This is a genomic window from Capsulimonas corticalis (genome assembly GCF_003574315.2).
GTDB lineage: Bacteria > Armatimonadota > Armatimonadia > Armatimonadales > Capsulimonadaceae > Capsulimonas > Capsulimonas corticalis.
This window is the reverse complement of the sequence record NZ_AP025739.1, coordinates 747,534-767,314: the sequence shown is the minus strand read 5'-3', so window position 1 is coordinate 767,314 and position 19,781 is coordinate 747,534. Positions and strand designations below refer to the sequence as shown.

13 protein-coding genes are annotated in these 19,781 nt (G+C 63.4%); all 13 read right to left on the bottom strand.

The genetic code is table 11. The features are described 5' to 3' along the window. Positions 1-198: 198 nt before the first annotated feature. Positions 199-1,560 carry an FAD-dependent oxidoreductase gene (locus D5261_RS03360; protein ID WP_119323365.1) on the bottom strand — a complete coding sequence of 454 codons (1,362 nt, stop codon included), beginning with the start codon at positions 1,558-1,560 and terminating at the stop codon, positions 199-201. 287 nt (positions 1,561-1,847) lie between these two features. Then, complete coding sequence (locus tag D5261_RS03355) at positions 1,848-3,785, bottom strand: basic secretory protein-like protein (protein ID WP_125206182.1); 1,938 nt, start codon at positions 3,783-3,785, stop codon at positions 1,848-1,850. Between the two features lie 107 nt (positions 3,786-3,892). Next, positions 3,893-6,187: a thioredoxin family protein gene (locus D5261_RS03350; RefSeq protein ID WP_119323363.1), complete on the bottom strand. Its 2,295-nt coding sequence runs from the start codon at positions 6,185-6,187 to the stop codon at positions 3,893-3,895. Beyond that, positions 6,184-6,663: a protein-disulfide reductase DsbD N-terminal domain-containing protein gene (locus D5261_RS03345; RefSeq protein ID WP_119323362.1), complete on the bottom strand. Its 480-nt coding sequence runs from the start codon at positions 6,661-6,663 to the stop codon at positions 6,184-6,186. Before D5261_RS03345 ends, D5261_RS03350 begins: the two co-directional genes overlap by 4 nt. A gap of 93 nt (positions 6,664-6,756) precedes the next feature. Beyond that, positions 6,757-7,956, bottom strand: coding sequence for a redoxin domain-containing protein (locus tag D5261_RS03340; protein WP_119323361.1), 1,200 nt, complete (start codon positions 7,954-7,956; stop codon positions 6,757-6,759). A 36-nt stretch (positions 7,957-7,992) separates the two neighbouring features. Then, positions 7,993-8,742 (bottom strand): aspartate/glutamate racemase family protein, encoded by a 750-nt coding sequence (locus D5261_RS03335; protein ID WP_119323360.1) that lies wholly within the window; start codon positions 8,740-8,742, stop codon positions 7,993-7,995. Between the two features lie 365 nt (positions 8,743-9,107). Next, the gene (locus D5261_RS03330) at positions 9,108-9,332 is read right to left on the bottom strand and encodes a DUF2283 domain-containing protein (protein WP_119323359.1); all 225 of its coding nucleotides are present in this window, start codon (positions 9,330-9,332) and stop codon (positions 9,108-9,110) included. Positions 9,333-9,348: 16 nt separating this feature from the next. Next, positions 9,349-10,557: a TlpA family protein disulfide reductase gene (locus tag D5261_RS03325; RefSeq protein WP_125206181.1), complete on the bottom strand. Its 1,209-nt coding sequence runs from the start codon at positions 10,555-10,557 to the stop codon at positions 9,349-9,351. A 147-nt stretch (positions 10,558-10,704) separates the two neighbouring features. Continuing rightward, positions 10,705-11,475, bottom strand: coding sequence for a DUF1559 family PulG-like putative transporter (locus D5261_RS03320; RefSeq protein ID WP_119323357.1), 771 nt, complete (start codon positions 11,473-11,475; stop codon positions 10,705-10,707). 326 nt (positions 11,476-11,801) lie between these two features. Then, on the bottom strand, positions 11,802-14,819 hold the full coding sequence (locus tag D5261_RS03315) for an ATP-binding protein (protein ID WP_119323356.1): 3,018 nt from the start codon (positions 14,817-14,819) through the stop codon (positions 11,802-11,804). Positions 14,820-15,212: 393 nt separating this feature from the next. Then, positions 15,213-16,430: a redoxin domain-containing protein gene (locus D5261_RS03310; RefSeq protein WP_119324045.1), complete on the bottom strand. Its 1,218-nt coding sequence runs from the start codon at positions 16,428-16,430 to the stop codon at positions 15,213-15,215. A gap of 191 nt (positions 16,431-16,621) precedes the next feature. Further along, positions 16,622-18,631, bottom strand: a complete 2,010-nt coding sequence (locus D5261_RS03305) for a GH39 family glycosyl hydrolase (protein ID WP_119324044.1) — start codon at positions 18,629-18,631, stop codon at positions 16,622-16,624. Positions 18,632-18,747: 116 nt separating this feature from the next. Continuing rightward, positions 18,748-19,776 carry a LacI family DNA-binding transcriptional regulator gene (locus tag D5261_RS03300; protein WP_119324043.1) on the bottom strand — a complete coding sequence of 343 codons (1,029 nt, stop codon included), beginning with the start codon at positions 19,774-19,776 and terminating at the stop codon, positions 18,748-18,750. Between the last annotated feature and the right edge of the window lie 5 nt (positions 19,777-19,781).

The window sequence follows — 19,781 nt, the reverse complement described above, 5'->3', positions numbered from 1 at the left end:
ATTGACGCATCTTTCTCTATTTTAGTTCAGCGCGAATTCGGTACTGTTAATTGCAGGAGCAGTAATTTCCTCCACACATGCTCATTATAATTCTAACGAGAAGAAAAAACAATATTGGCATTGTCAGAATCGCCATATATCATGTCGATTTACTTGTGCTTTCCGTAAGGCTTTTCAGAAAACAGGGTCAGAATAAAGTTAGATCCGCGCGCCCTGCGCGTTGAGGCGCCGGCGCAGCTCGTCGGTATCGATGGCTCTGGGAGTAATGTTTCGCGAGACGCTCATTGCGGCGGCCAGTCCGGCGGCTTCGCCGAACGCGCGGCAGTTCTGCTGGATCCGTACGGCGGCCTGGGCGGCGAATGTGGCGGACAGGCAGCGTCCGGCCACAAGCAGGTTCTCCACGCCGTGAGGAAGCAGGCAGCGGTAGGGGATTTCGTGGTAATGTCCCGGTGGGAGATGCTTCATGACCAGGCCCTTTTGGGACTTGGCGGTGTGGATATCGATGGGGTAGGAGTTGCGCGCGATGGAGTCGGGGAAGCGCGCTTCGGACAGGAAATCGTCTTCCGTCAGCGTGTAGTCGCCGACGATGCGCCGTGACTCGCGCACGCCGACCATCGGCGCGATGGTCCCGATATAGGCGCCGTCGAAGCCGCCGATATACTCCTTGAAGAAACGCGCGATGCGCCGGATCTTCTGGCGTCCGACGATCTGCGCCTGCGAGAGATCCCACGCCGAGGTCGACGACAGACCCGAGATACGCGGGCAGTTGAACGCCAGCTCACCGGGCCGGCCGAGCATGGAGAAGAATTGGAGATAGCCGAGGTCGTCTTCGGCCAGCACGCCCGCCGCAATCGCCTTCGCGATCAGCGGCCCGAGCGGCGTGTTCTTCGCTTCGCCCGCGCCGATCTCAAACAGCGGGGCGCGGGACCAGCACGTCATCCCGATCTCATCGACGAGAAAGGCCGCCGCGCCCTTTTGATCCACGCCCGCCATCGCGAAGCGCAGCGACATCGGCTGGTTATGCCCGTCCTCGGGATCGCCCGACACCGTCGGCGCGCCCGCGCGCAGCGCCACATCGGCGTCGCCGGTGCAATCGATCGTCACACGCGCCCGGATCACTCCGCGCCCATCTTTATTCTCCACCACGACGCCCCGGAGCGCGCCGTCTTCCACAATCGCGTCGCTGATGAACGTATGGAACAGCACGCGCACGCCCGATTCCGCCATCAGGTCGTCCAGCACCAGCGCCAGCGTCACGGGATTGAACCAGAGCAGATCGCCCGTACGCTCCGTCGGCGGCGGATCGATCCGGGCGGCGCGCTGGATAATCTCGTCGTTGATCCCATGGGTCAGCGACTCCTCCAGCATCTTGTTCGGCATCATGGGCGTCACCCATCCCGCCGACTGCGTGCCGCCGAGCTGCCCCAACTGCTCCACGATCAGCACTGACGCCCCCGCCCGCGCCGCCGCAATCGCCGCCACCACGCCGGCGGTGCCTCCGCCGCAGACGAGAACGTCGGGAGCGGCGATGGTGGGGAGATTGTCTGTGCTGGTGATCATAAGCGGGTCTTTCTTGACGCGGAGTGGCCCTCGCCCGGCCCTTCGGGTGCTCCCTTTGCAAACCCACCCCCGGCCTTCGGCCGACCCCTCCCGGGCAAACCCACCCCGGCGCTTCGCGCCACCCCTCCCGCCGACGGGAAGGGTTATTTCAGAGTGTGTTATCGCAGGCGGCTTTCGTCAGAGGCAATCCTACAAACCCTTCCCGTCGGCGGGAGGGGTGGCGCGAAGCGCCGGGGTGGGTTTGCAAGGGCGGGGCGGTCGTCGCCCAATAAAGCAATTATACCCCGCTAAGAAATCGTCATCGTCACCGATGGCTTGTGTATTGGCGGCGGAACGGTCTTCAAAAACTCCGTCCAGAGCGTGTCCACGGGTTTCCCCGTGATGGTCTCGAACAGCGAATCGTGGTAAGTTCCGGTGCGCAGCGCGCCGTCGAGTCTGAGGATGAGGCTGCGGTCGTATTTGCCCTGCGCCCAGGCGATGAAGGCGGCCGTGGTGCGGTAGGCGTCGGTATATTTGGCCTTGGCCGGGTCGATGCGCGGACGCGGGACGTCGGGTTCGTAGCGCCAGAACCGGATGTAGTCGGCGATGCCTTCGACAAGCCAGCCGGGCTTGTCGCCCTTGTCGGGATAGCTTTGGACGACGTGGGTTAGCTCATGGATCACCATGCCGAAGTCGTCGGGATGGTCGGTGATCCATTGGGCGCTGATCGTGATTCCGTCGCTGTCCGTGTAGGCGGGCGCGTCGTTTTCGTGCTTCAGGATCAGCTTAAGCGTCTTGGGCGGCGTCCAATCTTGTGTGGCGAGGAACGGCGTGATGAGCGGGAACCACTGCGTCACAACCTTCTGTGCGTTCTCGGCCCAGGCTTTCGTCTCGGGCGCGTCGCTCACATCGATCGTCACAACCGGGGGCGGGAGCATCTTGCCGAGGGTATAGGTTTGATGCGCCAAATATTCGGGTGTCGGCGCGTCGGGCGTTTTGGCCGCCGCCACTACGGCGAGAAGAGGGCTTGGAGCGGCGGGGCCGGTCAGCGGGTTGCCGGCTTCGGCGGCTTTCAGCGCGTCGTAGCGCGCCTTGAGGCTGGCGTTATCGCTCGTTTCCAATTCGTGCGAGAGCACGATGGTTTTGGCGAGACGGACGAATCGAATGATCCGAACATCCTTGGTCTCCCAGCTAGCGAGCAATGTGGTGGCGAAGGTCTTGTAGGCGTCGCCGAGACGGCCTTCGCCGGTGAGCTTGAGCTGGTCGGATAGGGCATCGATCGCGGCGCGCTGCGCGGGAGTCGCCCACGACAGCACTTGCGAGTAAGGCGTTTTGAAGACCGCGTCGTCAGGCGTCTTCGCGAAGCGGCGCAGGAAAATATCCGAGGTGCAGACGGGAGTATCGATCGAATCGTCGTGGATCAGCGTGTAGGCGAACGCTTCGTCCATCCCCACTTTGCCGTCGCCGTTATAGTCCGCGCCGTCCGTGGTCTTTCCCAGTCGGTCCTTGCCGCTGAGCGCCGCGAAGAAGTAGCTGGTGAAGTCGTGATAGTACTTGGCGTTGATTTCCGTGGTGCAGCCGGCGGCAGGGCGCTGAGCAATGCTGGCGAAGAAGCCGCAGAGATTGCGGTCCGCGAGCGGCGCGCTGGGATCGCCGTTCTGGAAGATGAGATTGCCGAAGCTGCCGGAGAAGCACTGCGCCATCACGAGGGTGACGGGCGTGCTGCTGGGCACGGAATCCAGCGAGGTCGCCAGGCCGCGAACAGTCAGTTCGTTCTTGTCCCAGAGATCGTATTGATTGTTGTCGAAGTCTCCGGTTTCGTTCGGGCTGCCGTGCCCGGTGAAGTACAGCAAAGCCGGCTTGCTCGTCGCCTGCGCCAATCGCTTTGTCTCACCGTCGATGCTCGCCGAGACGGAGGGGGCGTCGATCGCGGGCAGCACGGTGGCGCGCGTCAGCTCGCGCTGCTTTTTGCCTTCATAGAGCACATCCTCGGTTTTGGTGTTGCCGTCGGCGAACAGAATGCGCGTGGCGGCGCTCGGCGGCAGGAGACTGCGCACGTACACGACATTGCTTTCGATGGCGACTTGATTGTGCGGGATATCCGGCCCGCCGCCGACGATCAGCGCGCTGAGCGGCGTGTCGGGCTTTGGGGGATTGCTATCCGCCGCGAGCGTCGCCGGACAGACGCTGACGCTCGCCGCGAGCGCGAGCGCCGTCATCCAGGGGGCGTGGGAAGAGGTCTTCAAGGGCGTGTGCTTTCTTGGGTGTGGAATGCGTTTGCTCCCATCTTGCGGATGGGAGCATTTCGGTTTGGGACGCCATTGACCCAATATTGGACACGGAGCGGTTCGCGTTATCCTCGCGCGACGGCCGCCGGGGCGGCGGCCTGCATGCGCTTTTGGAACTCGGCGACGCTGAGACGGCCGGTGATGCGCAGGTTCTTGATCTCCTTGCCGCTGGAGTCGAGAAAGACGATCGTCGGGAGGCTCCCAAAGCCGTACTGCTTTTGCAGGGCGACGTTCGCGGGATCGTTCCATTTTGTCAGATCGGCGCGCAGGGTGGTGAAGCTGCGGCCAAGGACAGGCGCGACTTCCGGATGCTCGAAGACATCGTGCTCGATTTCCTTACAGTTGACGCACCACGCAGCCGTGAAGTCCACGATCGTCGGCTTGCCCGCCTGCGCGGCGGCGCTCGCCGCTTCGGGCGTGTAGGGCGCCCAGGCCGGCGCGTTCGCGGCGACCGTCGCCGGAGCAGCGGCGGCTGTGGAGGAGGACGCCGTTCGGGAGTGGGACAGGAACGTCGTGAACGCGCCGGCGTCGGTAATCGTGCCGGCGGTCTTATCGACGACATTTCCGGTCTGCGGATCGACCACTCCATAGAGCGGCAGCGCGACATCGCCGAACTTGGTCAATTGGAGCTTTTGATTGGCGGCGTCGCCGGGACGGTCGGTGTAGAGCTGAACGCGGACATAGTTGCCAAGCTCTCTGCGGACATCCTCGCGCGGGAAGACGTTCTTTTCGTTCCAGCGGCAGTTGGTGCAGGTGACGCCGGTGAAGTCGATAAAGAGCGGCTTGCCCTCGGCCTTCGCCTGGGCGAGCGCGACGTTATAGTCCGTGAGCCAGGTCAGGCCGTCTTCCGAAGCTCCGCCGGACGCCAGGCCGTAGCCCGACGGCGGCAGGAAGGCGCTGAAGAGAGCGACCGGCCTGCCCGCGAGACCCCGGAAGCAATATCCGGCCAGCACTAAAAAGAGCAGGGCGAAGGCGCCGCGCGCGACCGGGACCTTCGCGCCGTGCGGCTCGGTCTCCGCGACGATGCCGAAGCGCAGCGTCCCCCAGAGATAAAGTGCGGCGCTGACGAAGATCAAGGACCAGGCGGCGAGCAGAACGGGTTCGGTCAGCAGCTTCCACTGCCAGACCTGATCGGCGTTCGAGAGAAACTTAAGCGCGGCGGCCAGCTCCACAAATCCCAGAGTCGCCTTGACGCGCGCCAGCCACACGCCGCTCTTAGGGATCTTGCCGATCCACTGCGGGAAGGCGGCGAAGACTAAGAAGGGCGAGACAAAGGCGAGGGCGAAGACCAGCATGCCGAGCAGTGGGCGGAAGCGTTCGCCGCCCGCCGCCGCGACTAAGAGCGTTCCCAAAAACGGCGCGGTGCAGGTGAACGACGCCAGCACGAAGGTGATTCCCAGCAGAGCCAGACCCGTAATGCCGCCATGTTTGCGCGCGGTGGTCTGCAAGGCGCCCAGGTTCGCGGGCAGCGTCAACTGGATCGTCTCGAAGAACGATAGGGCGAACACGACGAAGACGACGAAGATCCCGAGGTTGACCCACGGATTTGCCGCAATCTTGTTGATGCCCGTCGCGCCGACCGTGGCTGTCACGATCGCGCCCAGGGCGACATACAGCGCCACGATTCCGAGGGCGTACCCGGCCGACAGGCGGACCAATCGTCCCTTGTCGCCATCCGCCTGCTTGACGAAGTTAGTCAAGGTGATGGGGATCAGCGGGAAGACGCAGGGAGTGATTAGCGCGAGCAGGCCTGCTCCAAGCGCGGCCAGCAGGAACAGGCCCAGGCCCGTGTTCGCAGTCTTGGCTCTCGCCATCGCCGCAGGGGCGGCGGGCGGCGCGGCGATGACCTTCGCCTGCGCGTACTCCGGCCGCACCGGGCCGGCGGCGACCGTCAGCGCGACGGGCAGGGTGACATCGGTGGGCGGGAGGCACACTTTATCATTGCACGTTTGGTAATGCAGCGTGACGGAGGGCGCGGCGATGGGCGCGGCGCCGACGCGAAATTGGCGCTGAAAAGTCGCCGTGTTCTCATGGAATCCGACCTCGCGTCCGAAGTTCGCGTCGAACTTGCGGATCACGGCGTCTTCGGTGGTCGGCCCGGCGCTTGCCGTTCCGGTCAGAGAAAGAATATCCGTGACCGCCGGGCCATCGGCGGCCGGGACCACGGAGTACACGTGCCAGCCTGGATCCACGGCGGCTTTGACGGTCACCGTCGCCACTTCGCCGGCGTGGACCGGCGCGGGGCTGACGGTGGCGGTGAAGTGGATCGGCGTCGGCGTGGCGGCGCGCGCGCCGGGCGCGAGCGTCACGCCGGCGAGCGACAGCAGAGCCAGGATCGAGGCTGGGATCGTGCGTCTCATTTTACGGTTACCGTTGCGGTCACGGGCGCGCTGTCCGGCGGGAAGCAGCTGGATGCGTTGCAGCCCTGGAACCCGAGCGAGCCCTTCAGGACGACCTTGCCGGGCTTGGAAACCGTGTAGGGAACCAGGATTACGGCGCTGCCCTGGTACACCAGCATCGGCTTCTTCTCATAAGTGACGGTGATGGACTTCGCCGCCGGGTACTTCGGCGCGCCGAAGGTGACGCCGGGCGTGCTCTGCGCCGTGAAGACGGTCGGGATCAGGTCCGGGTCGTTGGGCTTGTTCGCGTTCACATGGAAGCCGGGAGAAACGGCGATGGTGATCGCCAGCACGCCCTTGCGGCCATGCGATGCGGCGGACGGCTTCGCGGCCGCCGTCACCTTGGCGACATTCGCGCCCGGCATTTGCGCCTGAGCGGGCATCGTGACCGCGGCGGTCGCGATCAGCGCGGCGGCGGCAAAAGATCGTCGGATCATAAAATAAATTCCCTCTCAGTAGACGTCGCGTCCGCGTCCATCGTCAGACATCAATACGCAATCCAATGTTCCTATGTTACCCCGCCGGCGTCGCTACTTGGAAGATGCGGTCTTGGCTTCCGGTTTCACATTTACGCCCATTTTACCCAGAGCTTCTTCCAGCCGGTGATCGCCGTCGCCGTATCCTTCGGTGGTGGCGGCGATATTGCCGTCCTTGCCGATGATGTACTGTGTCGGGATGCCCGTGACCTTGTAGAGACTGCTGGAGATGCTGTTGTCGCCGCGTCCGGCGGGATCGTAGGCCGTGATAAAGGAATAAACGTCCTTCTTATCGGCCACCCATTTGTCGTACGCCGGCTTCTTGTCCAGAACGCAGATCCCCAGGACGACGACATCTTGATATTTTACCTGCTTGTACACGGATTCCAGATGGGGCATACTGGCCTGGCAGGGGCCGCACCAGGTCGCCCAGAAATCGACCACGACGATCTTGCCCTTGTAATCCGAGAGCTTGACGGATGTCCCGTCGGGCGCGGTCGCGGCGAAGTCCGGCGCGGGCGTTCCCACGGCGAGCAGTTTCGGTTCTTCGAAAAGCTTGGCGCCTTCGGGCGCGGCCCAGGCGAACTGCTTCGCGTCGATCGGCTTGTCGACGGTCCAGGAGACGAAATCCGTTTGCTGCTGCACGAAGGGCGCGGCGCCCCGCACGAGGTAAATCGCTCGGCGGCGGGGCAGGCCGGTCTTGGCGTCGGTCCAGAGCTTCTCGGTCACGGTCGATGCGGGATTGTGGGGATCCGGGCTGACATCCGTGTGCAGAACCATCGCGGCGCCGTCGATCGTGTCGGTGCCCAGCGTTCGTTTCGCGCCGGCCGGCGCGGGGCTCTGAGGGTCGAGGATCAGACGGATTCCCGCCATATCGCCCAAATCGGATTTCGGCGCCTGGCCGGGCTTCGGCGCATCGATGACCTTGTACATGCCGGTGAAGCCGTTATACTCATGACCCTCCTTGCCGGCCGTGACAAAGAGGGATGTCTTCTTGGGCGGATCCCCCGGCTGCGGGATGGTATTGAGCTCCACCCGAACGGACGAGGGCTTGGAGAAGTAGGTCTCCATGTTGAAGATCGTGGTGACCTTATCGCCGCTCTGAATGGAGAACGTCTCCGTGGCGTGCAGCGTCTTGGCGGTTTCCATCTCGGTCTTGGGGGCGGCCAGCGCGGGAAGCGCGGCCGTCACAGCGGCCAAAGCGCCAAGTGCGCCGGCGGCGCGCAGCGCCTTCTGGGATGTGGTGAGCGACATCAGTTCGAACCCTTTCGTAAGCGCGGGCGAAATCGTCTAAACGGCGGCGAGCATGGGATGCGTCGCCGGAAGGACGCGCGCTCCGGGCGCTTCCCCTCCCATGGCGTGAGACACCAGGGCGCGGGCATGCAGGGTCGTGGTGTCATAGAGCGGCAGCGGCGAATCGTCCTGGCCCAGTAACAGCATTAACTCCGTGCAGCCCAGAATAATTCCCTGCGCTCCGCGTCCAGCCATCTCCGAGATGATCTCCGTCATCCGAATGCGATTGGGAGGATTGACGATTCCCTGGCACAGCTCGCCGAAGATGATCTCATGGACCACGCCATGCATCGATTCGGGCGGCGTCAGCACCTTCAAGCCCCACTCGCGGGCCAGATGGGCCCGAAAGAATTCTTGCTCCATCGTATAGCGGGTTCCGAGCAGGCCGACCGTATGCAGACCGTCGGTCTCGATCGCTTCGCCGGTGACGTCCCGGATATCGATCAATGGAATATTGACCGCCGCCTGGACTTCCGGGGCGACCTTGTGCATCGTGTTCGTGCAGATGGCGACGCACCCCGCGCCGGCGCGCTCCAGAGCCTGCGCCGCCGCCGCCAGCTTGCCGGCCATGGCGTCCCAGTGGCCTTGCTGCTGGAGCGCGACGATCTCGGCGAAATCGCAGGAGTGCATCACGATCTCGGCGGAGTGGAGCCCGCCCATCTGCTCGCGCACCGCCTGGTTGATCTGCTGATAGTAGACGGCGGTGCTTTCCCAGCTCATTCCGCCGATCAATCCGATGGCTTTCATGACGTTCTATCTTTTCTCGGCGTGTGGGGCGCTGGACGCCATCGCGAAGGTCCGCGCGGCGAAGTCCACGGTCTAGGGGCAAGACAGGCGTTTGGAGGCGTCGCTCAGCTCAAGCCCAACGATCTTCCCATTTCGGTCATAATTCCGTCTTTTGGAGCACGCGAGGTTACAGTATACAAAGCGATACTCAAACAACTCCCAAATTACTCTTACGTGACTCTTAAAATGCACAGGGATATCGCGTGGATGAGCGGCGGGGATTTGCGAAGAGGCGGATCTTATTCGGCAAACGCCGAATGAGAGCGCTATGGGAAGATTGTCATATTTCCGATAAGCGGGCGCCCGCTTATCGGATATTGTCATTGCTATCGGGAAGCCGTGAGATCCCCTTCCGGTGAGCGTTCGGCGAAGTCGACGGTGTGGGGGCGCGAGATATGCGCGGAGGCGCCGCTTAGCTCCAGGCCGACGATTCGTCCATTCTGGTCGTAATCCAGAATCAGCCCGGCGCGGTGCGCCTCGCTTTCTTGAATGGGCGCGTTGCAGAACAAGATACGAAGCTTGTCTTCGTCGGGATTGTAGGTCACTTTCATTGGCGTTCGACTTCCCTTATCGCGCGGAGGCGCTTTTGGCCGGCGCGGCGATCTCTACGTTCAGCGAGTGGAGAGCGTCCTCCAATGGATGCGCGCCTTCGGTAAAGCCGGTATAGGCCGCCGCGATCTTGCCGTCTTTGTCGATCACGTACTGGGTGGGAATGCCCGCGACTTTGTAAAGCCCGCCGGCGATGCTCTTGTCGCCGCGTCCGGCGGGATCAAACGCCGTCGGGAAGCTGTAAACGCTCTTCTTCGCGGCAACCCATTTGTCGTATTCGGGCTTCGTGTCCCAGACGCAGACGGCGAGTACGGCCACGTCTTTATCCTTGACCTGCTGATAGACATGCTCCAGATGCGGCATACTGGCCTGGCACGGTCCGCACCAGGTCGCCCAGAAATCGACCACGACGATCTTGCCCTTGTAATCCGAGAGCTTGACGGATGTCCCGTCGGGCGCGGTCGCGGCGAAGTCCGGCGCGGGCGTTCCCACGGCGAGCAGTTTCGGCGCGATGTATTCCTTGGCGTCCGCAGGCGGCGCCCAGGCGAACCGCGCGGCGGCGATGGGTTTACCGACCGTCCACGCGTGGAAGTCCATCTGGTCTTCCTGATGGGTCTTGCCGTCCTGAACGACATAGGTGGCGCTGCGATACGGGAGCCCGGTCTTGGCGTCGCTCCAGAGCTTGCGGATCTCCGTGATCGGAGGATGTCCTCCAAACGAACGCGCCGGGTAGGTGTCGGTCCGCAGCGTCATCGCGCGCCCGTCGAGCGTTTCGGCGCGGACGGCGCGGTGGATATTGGGCGACGCCGGGCCGGCTCCCAGTGTCCAGATCACATCGAGTCCGGACAGATGACTGATCTCCGACGCCGGCGGCTCGGCGCCCATTTTCGGAACGTCGATCGTTTGATACGTGTGCTGGAAGCCGTTGACCTCATGCGCGACCTTGCCGTCGCTAATCAGCGCCGACGGACTTTCTCCCTTTCGGGACGCGGGCGTCATCACGACATGAAATGAGGCCGGCCTGGCGATATCCGCCTTAATCTGGTAGACCGGAATCCGCTTGCCGTCCTGCCCTCCCATCGAGAACGTTCCCGTCATATGGACCGTCTTCGCCTGAGCGATCGGGGAAACGGGAGCGGCCTGCGCGGGAAGCGCGGCGCACAGCGCGGAGAACGTCGCGAGAACGCCGGCGGCGCGCAGCGTCCGGCGAGATGGTGGGATACTCATACGTACAGATCCTTTGAAGCGGCGTGGAAGAAAGGCGCCGGCGGCGCTCAAGCGGGTTTCTCATGTCCGGGACAAGATCATTGTCCCGGACAGGCTCCGTGAGAAGATATGCGCGTCGCCGAGCATCGGAGGCTATTGTCCGATTTGCTAACCGCCCTTTTGCAGTTTGTAGTAGTAATCCCGGTCCGTGCTGACGGACGACGAGGGATTGAGGCTGCCGAGATGGTTCGCCGCGTACCATGCGGCGGTTTCGTAATGATCCGTCGGGCTCGTTGTGATCTTAGAGGACTTCACATGTCCATCAAACCAGAGAATGTTGGCGGTGTCGCCGCCGTGCCGGGCGTGGACCATGGGCTCGTGCGGGTAGAGGATATTGTTGCGGTAGATTTTATCCTGATATCCCGTCGCGGAGTCCGCGATATAGATCGTCTCGGCGGGCTTGTCCACATCGTGGTCGTTGATATTGGAGAGGTCGCCAGGCATCAGGAATTCATTGACGCCATAAGCAAAGCTGGGAATGTTTCCCGCGACCACCGGCATGCTTTCCGCATCCATGCAGTTCGCGACGCCCGCTGTCTTGATATAAGGCTGAAGCAGTCCCTTGGAGGGATTGAAGCCGATTGGGTTCTGGGAGAAGTCCGCCTCACCGTCCCAGAAAATCGGCATTCCTGTCGCTCCGTCGGTAATGACGAACGGGAATAAATTTTCGTCATTGTCCTGCATATACATCAGAGTCGCTGTCCCAACTTGTTTCAGGTTGGAGGAGCAGGTGATCTGGCGAGCCTTTTCACGAGCCTGTGCGAACACCGGGAAGAGAACGGCGGCGAGAATCGCGATGATGGCTATGACGACGAGGAGCTCAATCAGGGTAAATCCCAATCGGCGAGATCGGAGGCTGGACGATTTGGTGCGTGTCATAAAAGTTTCCTTTGCGTAAAAGATAAACTGAGCCGTGAACTTAAGGGGCGAGCGCGGCGCGAACGTTCGCGCATCGTCTGGGCCTCCTGTTGTCCGGTCAGCCGCGTTGGTGTTTTACTTATTAGTTAGTAGTAAAACTCGCTTTTTATGAGTTTGCCGCACCCTTGCGGTTTGGTTTTGTCTCGGCCGCTTCGCCGAGCGCTCTTGGAGCGTGTTGGGAGTATTATACGGGCGCGCTCCCAAAAGACTCCCAAATGGACAGACGATAACTCTTAAATCTGCGGATGGAAGAGGATTTTTGAGTGATTTTTTGCGGAACCCCGCAATTATACGCGGTTCGCGCGGCCTTCTTCAATGGCGTCCGTCGCTGAGAGCGCGCCCCCCGCCGTCCAGGCCGCCGCGAAGCCGGCGTCGCCGAGGGCGGCTTTGCCCAGCGCCGTATCCCGGTCCAGTTCGTCCGGATCGGCGGGACTGAAGGAGATCCCCAGCGCCTTCCGCAGGCTTTCCGACGCCGACAGCAGGCGCATCCCCTGCTCGAACCGCCCCTCGGCGCATGCGAGGTGTCCGATCTCCTTGATACACCAGGCCTGAACGCGCCGGTCGTCGATCTCAAGGGCCAGCGTTGTCGCCTGCGTCAGCGCCGCCAGCGCGTCGCCGTACTGACCGTCAAGTCGGTTTACCGTCCCGAGGTTCAGCTGGGAGATCGCCACCCGGTGGCGGTCCCCCAATTTTTGATGTTCGGAGAGGGCCTGCCCTAGCAGATCGCGCGCCGCCATCAGTTCGCCGCGATAGCGCGCCACCAATCCCAGGTTGTTCAGCGCTGCGGCCGCCTTGTTCTGGTCGCCCAACGTCCGGTGCAGGCGCAGGCTTTCCGACAGATTGCTCCAGGCCTCCGTCCAGTTCTCTCGCGCGAGCGCGATCCGCCCAAGGCTGTGGACGGCGCTGGCGGTCATCACCTGGTCGCCGGCGCCATGCGCCAGCGATCGAGCTTCTTCCAGGAGACGCACCGCCGGCCCATAATCTTCATGCATCATCGCGATCTCGCCCAGTATCTCCAGAGAGCCCGCCATGCCCGAGGCGTCGTCCAGAGTCCGCCAGGCCGCGAGGGCTTCGCGGGCGTAAATCTCCGCCTGGGTGAGATCGGTCAGACCCTGAAGCGAAACCGCGTAGGCGTTCAGGGCTCTGGCGCGCAGGCGCAGATTGTCCTGCGGAACGTGGGAGGGCAGATTCCGCAGACGCTCCAGCCACTGCTGCGCTTCGCGAAGATAACCGCGCATCTCCCAAAACTTGGAAAGCGCGACCGCCATGCGCAGGCCCTTGTCCTCATCCTGACGCGCGATCAGCCAGTCCAGCGCGGCGCGCAGGTTGTCGTGTTCAGCCTCCAGGCGCGCAAACCACGCGGCTTGCTCGGGAGACGCCAAATGCGGCTCAGCCTGTTCGGCCAGCGCCAGGAAGAACTCGGCGTGTCGCTGCTGGAGCGGGCCTTCCACGGCCATCGTCCACTGCTCCACCGCAAACTCGCGCAGTGTTTCCAGCATCCGGTAGCGCATCTCCCCATTGACTTCCTCCGCCGCGACGAGTGATCGCTCGTGCATCTCCGTGATCGCCTCAAGGGTCGAGAGGGCTCCCTGCTCGGGGACGTCCCGGCAGATCGCCGTCGCCGCGTCCAGAGTCCAGCCGCCGCGAAACACCGAGAGACGGATAAAGAAATCCTGAAGATCGGGGGGAAGCAGCAGGTAGCTGTACTCCAGCGTCGCCCGAAGCGTGCGGTGACGCGGCGTGATGTCCGTGCGCCGGCTGACCAGAAGATCGAAGCGGCGTGTCAGGTGCGCCAGCATTTGGGCGGGCGTCAATGTCTGCGCCCACGCCGCGCACAGCTCAATGGCGAGGGGTAGACCGTCGAGGCGCGCGCAAAGCCGGGCGATATCCTCGGCGTTTTGCGGCGTCAGCGCGAATGAGGGGCGGACGGACTGGGCGCGGTCGACGAACAAGCGCACGCTGTCGATGCGCGTCAGACGCTCCAGCGCCGCGTCCGGAGGAGCGGCGGACAGCTCCTCGGTCGGCGCGGCCAGCGGCGGCACGTCGATCTCCCGTTCGCCGTCCAGGTTGAGCCGCTGGCGCGAGGTGACAAGGATCGTCAGCGACGGCGCGAGTTCCAGTAAAGTCCGGATCAGCGGCGGCGCCTCGTCGATCAAGTGCTCCAGGTTGTCCAGCACAAGCAGAGAGGGGCGCGCCGACAGCGCGGACGCCACGCGCTCCAGCGGCATCGAATCGCCGCTCGCCGGCAGCGTCAGGAGGTCGGCGAGGACGCTCGGGATCAGGCGCGCATCATTGAGGTCCGCGAGCGGCGCGAAGAACACCGCGTCCTGAAAGTGCGCGCTGAGCCGCGTGGCGGTCTCGATCGCCATCCGTGTCTTGCCTGCGCCGCCCATCCCGGCGAGCGTCACCAATCGAGCGCCGCCGGTTTCGATCAGGGCGCGCACCTGCGCGATTTCCGTTTCGCGTCCGAAAAAGCGCGTCATCTGCAAGGGAAGCGCGGCGCCGCGTTTCGCCGCCGGCGCGGTCCTGGGCGATGGGGCGATGCGTCGAAGGTCCGCGATCAGCTGGCGAGACGCGGCGGAGGGTTCGTCGCCCAGTTCTTTGGCGAGCAGCCGCTCCATTTCCTTGAACTGCCGGAGCGCGGCGGCCGGCTGCCCGGAGGCGGCGAGCAGGCGCATGAGATCGCCATGCAATTCTTCGGCGAGGGGATCGGCGGCCAGGGCGCGCCGGGCGTAGTCCAGGGCGCGGTCCCATTCCTGGCGCCGTTCATAGTCTTCGATCAGACGGCGCAGGGCAGGAAGATAAAGTCCGAGCAGCCGGGCGCGTTCGGCGAGCGCCCAGTCGTCGTAATGCCCGGGGAGCAGATCGCCGTGGTAAAGCGCGACTGCCTGCTGAAGCGCCGCTCGCCGCCGCTCGTCCATGGGAGCGGAATCCTCGGACGCCGCTCCCGCGTGGATCGCCGCTTCGAACTGGGAGACATCGGTGACAAACGATGGAGGATTGAGGCCGACGCTTTGACGGTCGGCAAGAAGAACCCCGCCCCGGGGAGAGCCCGGCGGCTCCAGCTGCGCGCGAAGCCACCCGACCGCCTGAGACAGCCGGTTCCGCCCGGCGTCCAGATCCGCGTTCGGCCAGAGGATATCCACCAGCGATTCGCGCGTGTGGCGGCGCTCCGGGTAATACGCCAGATACGCCAGCAGCGCGGCCGTTTTCTGTGTTTGAAAACGCTCCAGAACGTGATCGCCAAGCCGCCCGCGCATTGCGCCCAGCAGCTCAAATCTCCAATGCGCCTGGGGCGAGTCCATGGGGTTATTTTACCATAGACGCGGAATGGATGCTTCGGGGCCAGGGAAAGACGGCTTTCACCCGTGGCAAACGCTCCGGGCAAACCCACCCCCGCGCTTCGGGCTCCCTCTCCGTGGCAAACCCACCCCGGCGCTTCGCGCGTCCTCTCCGTGGCAAACCCACCCCGGCGCTTCGCGCGTCCTCTCCGTGGCAAACCCACCCCGGCGCTTCGCGCCACCCCTCCCGCCGACGGGAAGGGTTATTCAGAGTGTGTTATCGTAGACGACTCTCGTAAGAGGCAATCCTACAAACCCTTCCCGTCGGCGGGAGGGGTGGCGCGAAGCGCCGGGGTGGGTTTGCCACGGAGAGGACGCCCGAAGGCCGGGAGGTCACTCGGGCGCGCCCAATCCCCTCTACTTCGCGTCCGCTGTCTTCGGCGCGATGGGGACGGTCACGCCGAGTTTGCCGAGGGCGTCTTCGAGCTGGTGATCGCCGTCGTCGTAGCCGACCGTCGTGGCGGAGACTTTTCCGTCCTTGTCGATGATGTACTGGGTCGGGATGCCGCTCACATGATAGAGCGCGCCGGCGATGCTCTGCGGTCCCTTGGCGGCCGGGTCGAAGGCGGTGGGGAAGGAGTAGACGCCTTTTTTGTCGGCCAGCCACTTGGTGTAAGCGTCTTTATCGTCCCAGACGCAGACGCCCAGCACGGCGACGTTTTTATCCTTGACCTGATCGTAAACATGCTGCAAGTGCGGCATGCTCGCCTGGCAGGGACCGCACCAGGTCGCCCAGAAGTCTAAAACGACGATCTTGCCCTTGTAATCCGAGAGCTTGACGGGAGTTCCGTCGGGGGCGGTCGCGGTGAAGTCGGGGGCGACCGCGCCAGCGGTCAGGAGCTTCGGCTCGCTGTATTCCTTGGCGCCGGCGGGCGGAGCCCAGGCGAACTGCGCGGCGGGGATCGCTTTGTTCAGCGTCCAGCTCGTGAAATTGAGCTGCTGCATCACAGTCAGCTTGGCGCCCTGTTTCGCGTATGCGGCCAGCCGATACGGCAGGCCCGTTTTGGCGTCGGTCCACTTCTTTTCGATGAAGGTGACGGGCGCGCCGCCGCGTCCCGGGCGCGGAGGATAGGCGTCGGTGATCAAGGTCAATTTATGCCCATCGAGCGTGTCCGGGGTGGACGTGCGCTTGACGCCGGCGCGCGCGTCCGGCTTGTCGTTCGGGTTCAGGATGCTGTCGACAGCGGCGATGTTGTACGCCTGGGACTGGACCGGCGTTCCCGGCGCGGGCGCGTCGCTGGTGACGAATTGGTTGGAGGGACCGTTGTACTCGTGCGCTGTCTTGCCGTCGGTGACGAAGTAGGACGAATGCTTGGGCGCGCCGGCGCCGGCGGTCACGTGCGCCAGGTCGATCCGGATCTTGCCGGGCTTGGCGATGCGTACCGAAATCTGATAAAGGGGAACCAGTTTCTGCGCTTGATTGGGAATCAGCAGGGTTTCCTGGACCTGAATGGTCTTGGCGCTCTCCAGGGCCGACGCCGGGACGGCGGCGGACGCATGCGGCGCGGCGAGCGCGGCGCAAAGGGTCGTCAACACGCCGATGGTCTGAAATTCACGGGATGCGGTAATGGCCATATCGATGCCTCTTTCGGGGACGCCTCGCGTTCACACAACGCTGGTGACTTATCGTCAATGCTCATGAAGAGTACGCAGCTTCATGGGGTTATGGTTCCCTCCTGGCGGCTGGGAATCGACGATGATCGGCGGGCAGGCGAATGAGGTCTCTCCTTCCATTCGCCGAATGGAAGGAGAGCGGCCATCGGATCCTACGGCAGGCTTCCGTTGGTGATCAGGAGATCGTCGAGATAACCGCGATACTGGCCGGTGGCGGCGGGACGGTCGTAGGCCATGTAGATCGTGTCGATCGTCTTGCCGCTGAGCCATTGGCCGACATTGCACTTGATCTGCGACCAGGCGCCCAGCGGGATCGCGCCGCCATGGCCGGCGTTGGGGTGCATGGCGTAACCGTTCTGATCGACCGCGCCGCTATCGCGGAGAGTCGATCCGTCCGTGCAGTGATAGTCGACGCCGACATAGCGGCCGTTGTCCTGCTGCGGCAGGATCCAGTAGCTCATCTTCGTGCCCGATGTGATCGGGATACTGACCGAAAACACCTTGTAGTAGCAGTAGGAGGTCGACGCGCTGTTATCCGTTCCGGAATACATCTCCGCTTTGCTCCCCGTGTGCGCGGTCAGGCCAAAGCCGTCGCCGGCGACGTCGCGCGGCGAGCACTCCGGGTTCACGCCCACCGTGTATCCGGCGACGTTGCTGGAGTGGTCGATGGTGTTCAGCCAGGTCGGCTGTGTGTCTCCGGTTTCAACTCCGCTCGTAAACAGTGTTCCGGACTGCGCCACCTCAAGCACGGCGACGGAGCGCGGTCCGATCGTGTAGGTGAACTGGTTGCCCGTGTAGGTGGACGAGGAGCTGGAGCCGTTGTGCGTGCTGTCGACAAGCCATGCGGTCACCGCGCCGCTCGCCCCGATCCCGTTGACCGTGAAGGTAATGACGTCACTGCTGCTGATATCCTTGTTGGCGATCGCGATATAACGCTTTGCGGTTGCGGAGGAGTATGCGGCGGTGATCTCCAAAGGCTCCGTCGGACTGGTCGTCGTCAGCTTGCGGTCTGCCTTGCTGAACTGAGCGCCGAACAGCTGGATCGCGTAGTAGGACTTGGCCTGCACGGCGAATGTGGTGTCATTGAGCAGGCCGAGGAGGTTCGTCCCCGCCTGCGCGGCGCAGAAGTATGTGAAGACGCCGACATTGCCGAGCATCGCATTGATGATCGCGCTTCCGGTGAAGGTGGAGCCGTATTCGTTGCTGAACTCGGCGTCCGTCCCAAAGCTGCTGCTGGACAGGTTGTATTCGGTGACGCCGGCGGGAAACGTTGCGCCGCTCGGCGAGGTGAGAAGGCCGCCGTTGCCGGCCTCCACGATCGTCAGCGGGTCCAGATCGTACGCCTGGCGCGTCCAGTTCAGCCGGAACTGATCCGTGCTGCCCGTTCCGGCCCCGTAGTTGTGCCAGGTGAGCATGTCGATCTGGCCGTACAGGTTCTTAGCCGTATAGTTCAGCCAGCTCCCGGAGCCGAAGTTGCCGGGGGAGCCATCGGCATTGTCCCCCCAGGCGTCCGCCGGCCCCAGCAGCTTGATCGTCGGATCGATGCTCTTCATGGCCGCGCCAACTGTTTGAACGAAGCTTCCGTACTGCGACTGGCTGGTGAACACCCCGTTGCCTTCGTTCGTGGGCTCGTTCCACATCTCCCAGTATTTGATTGTCCGTGTGGCGCCCAGCTGTTTGCTGACATTGTATCGCTGCACGACGCTCTGCATAAACGTGGCGTAGCCGTTCCAGTCGGCCGCCGTGATATGGCTGCTTGCGTCGAGCGTGTGCGAGACGCCGGCCGGAAAACCCACCACCTGGAAAATCGGTATGGCGCCGGCGTTGAAGACGGTGTTCAGGAGCGAGTCGAGCTCGGTCCAGTTGTACGTCCCGGCGCTCGGATAGGGATCGTTCCCGTCCTGCTTGCACTTGGGGATCGGATTGATGCGTACGATCTTGACGCCGGCCGCCGAAATTGCGTTCTGGAAGCTCGCGCTGCCGGCGTAATTGGTCCACTGGTCGGGCGCGTTGATCCCCCAGGTATAAGGGTTCACCGCGCCGGCGTCGGTCGTATTGACCGTGATGCTGGCCGTCAACGCATGCGCGGCCGGCGCAAGCACACCGATCGCCGCGCAAACCGCCGCCAGACAGCCGAAGCTGAGTTTGTGTCTTCTCATCATGGATGCTCCTCGGGAATTGCTCGCGATTGTTGTCTTGTATTGCGATGGTTGTGATTAAACTTTAAAATGAGTCCGGCGGTTTTCCCCGCCGGACTCCTTGCGTGACGATTGCGTTATCAGCGGGAGCGGCAGGGTCCCGTCGATTGGCGGACGATGAGTTCGGCCGGCAAAATGTCGAGATTCGCGGGCGCTCGCTCCGCGCAATCAAGATGGTCAAGCAGGGTTCCGATCGATGCGGTTCCGAATGCGCCGAGCGGCTGGCGGACCGTGGTGAGCGGCGGGTTGGCCGTGGCCGCCGCGGTGATGTCGTCGAAGCCGACGACGGAAATGTCGTCCGGGACGCTCAGGCCCAAACTTCTGATCTGCTCGATCCCGGCCAGAGCGAGTTCATCGTTGCCGAAGAAGATCGCGGTAGGGCGCTCCGCCGCCGGCAAAGCCAGAATCCGCGATACGTCCTGGGGAAGGCTTTGCATCTGGTAGGAGACGGCGACGATGAGGTTTTCATTGGCCGCGACTCCCGCGTTTTGGAGGGCGTCCCGATAGCCGCGCACCCGGGCGTCCATGCCGGCCGAGAAGAGGTCGCCCGAGAGCATCGCGATTCGCCGATGTCCCAGGGAAAGCAGATGCCGCACGACGGAATGGGCGGCGGCCGTGTTGTCGATATCGATGCTGGCGACGCCCTCCTCCGGGACTGTTTGCGCCGCCACCACAAAACGCATGCGGCGCCGCTGAAGGATCGGAACGATTTGGCTGTTCAGATCGGGCGCCAGCAGGATCAGCCCGTCGAAGCGTCCATCGCAGAAAACGGCGTGATTGGCGGCGATCTCTTCCCAGGTCGGCCACGTCAGGAACGCGGTGCACTGCTCGCGGTCCATCGCGGTGGCGACGATCGTGTCCAGGATAGGCCCGAAGAACGGATTCGTCAGCGGCGTCGAGTAGATGCGCGAGAAGATCACGCCGATCAGGTTCATCCGCTTGCGCGAGAGCCCTCGGGCGATGGCGCTCGGAAAGTAGTCCATCTCCTCCATCGCCAGCAGGATCTTTTTTCTCGTTTTGGGCGCCACCGGCCGGTTGTTGTTGATCACGTACGAGACTACGCTCGGGCTGACCCCACAGGCGGTGGCGACGTCGCGAATTGTCGCCATGGATA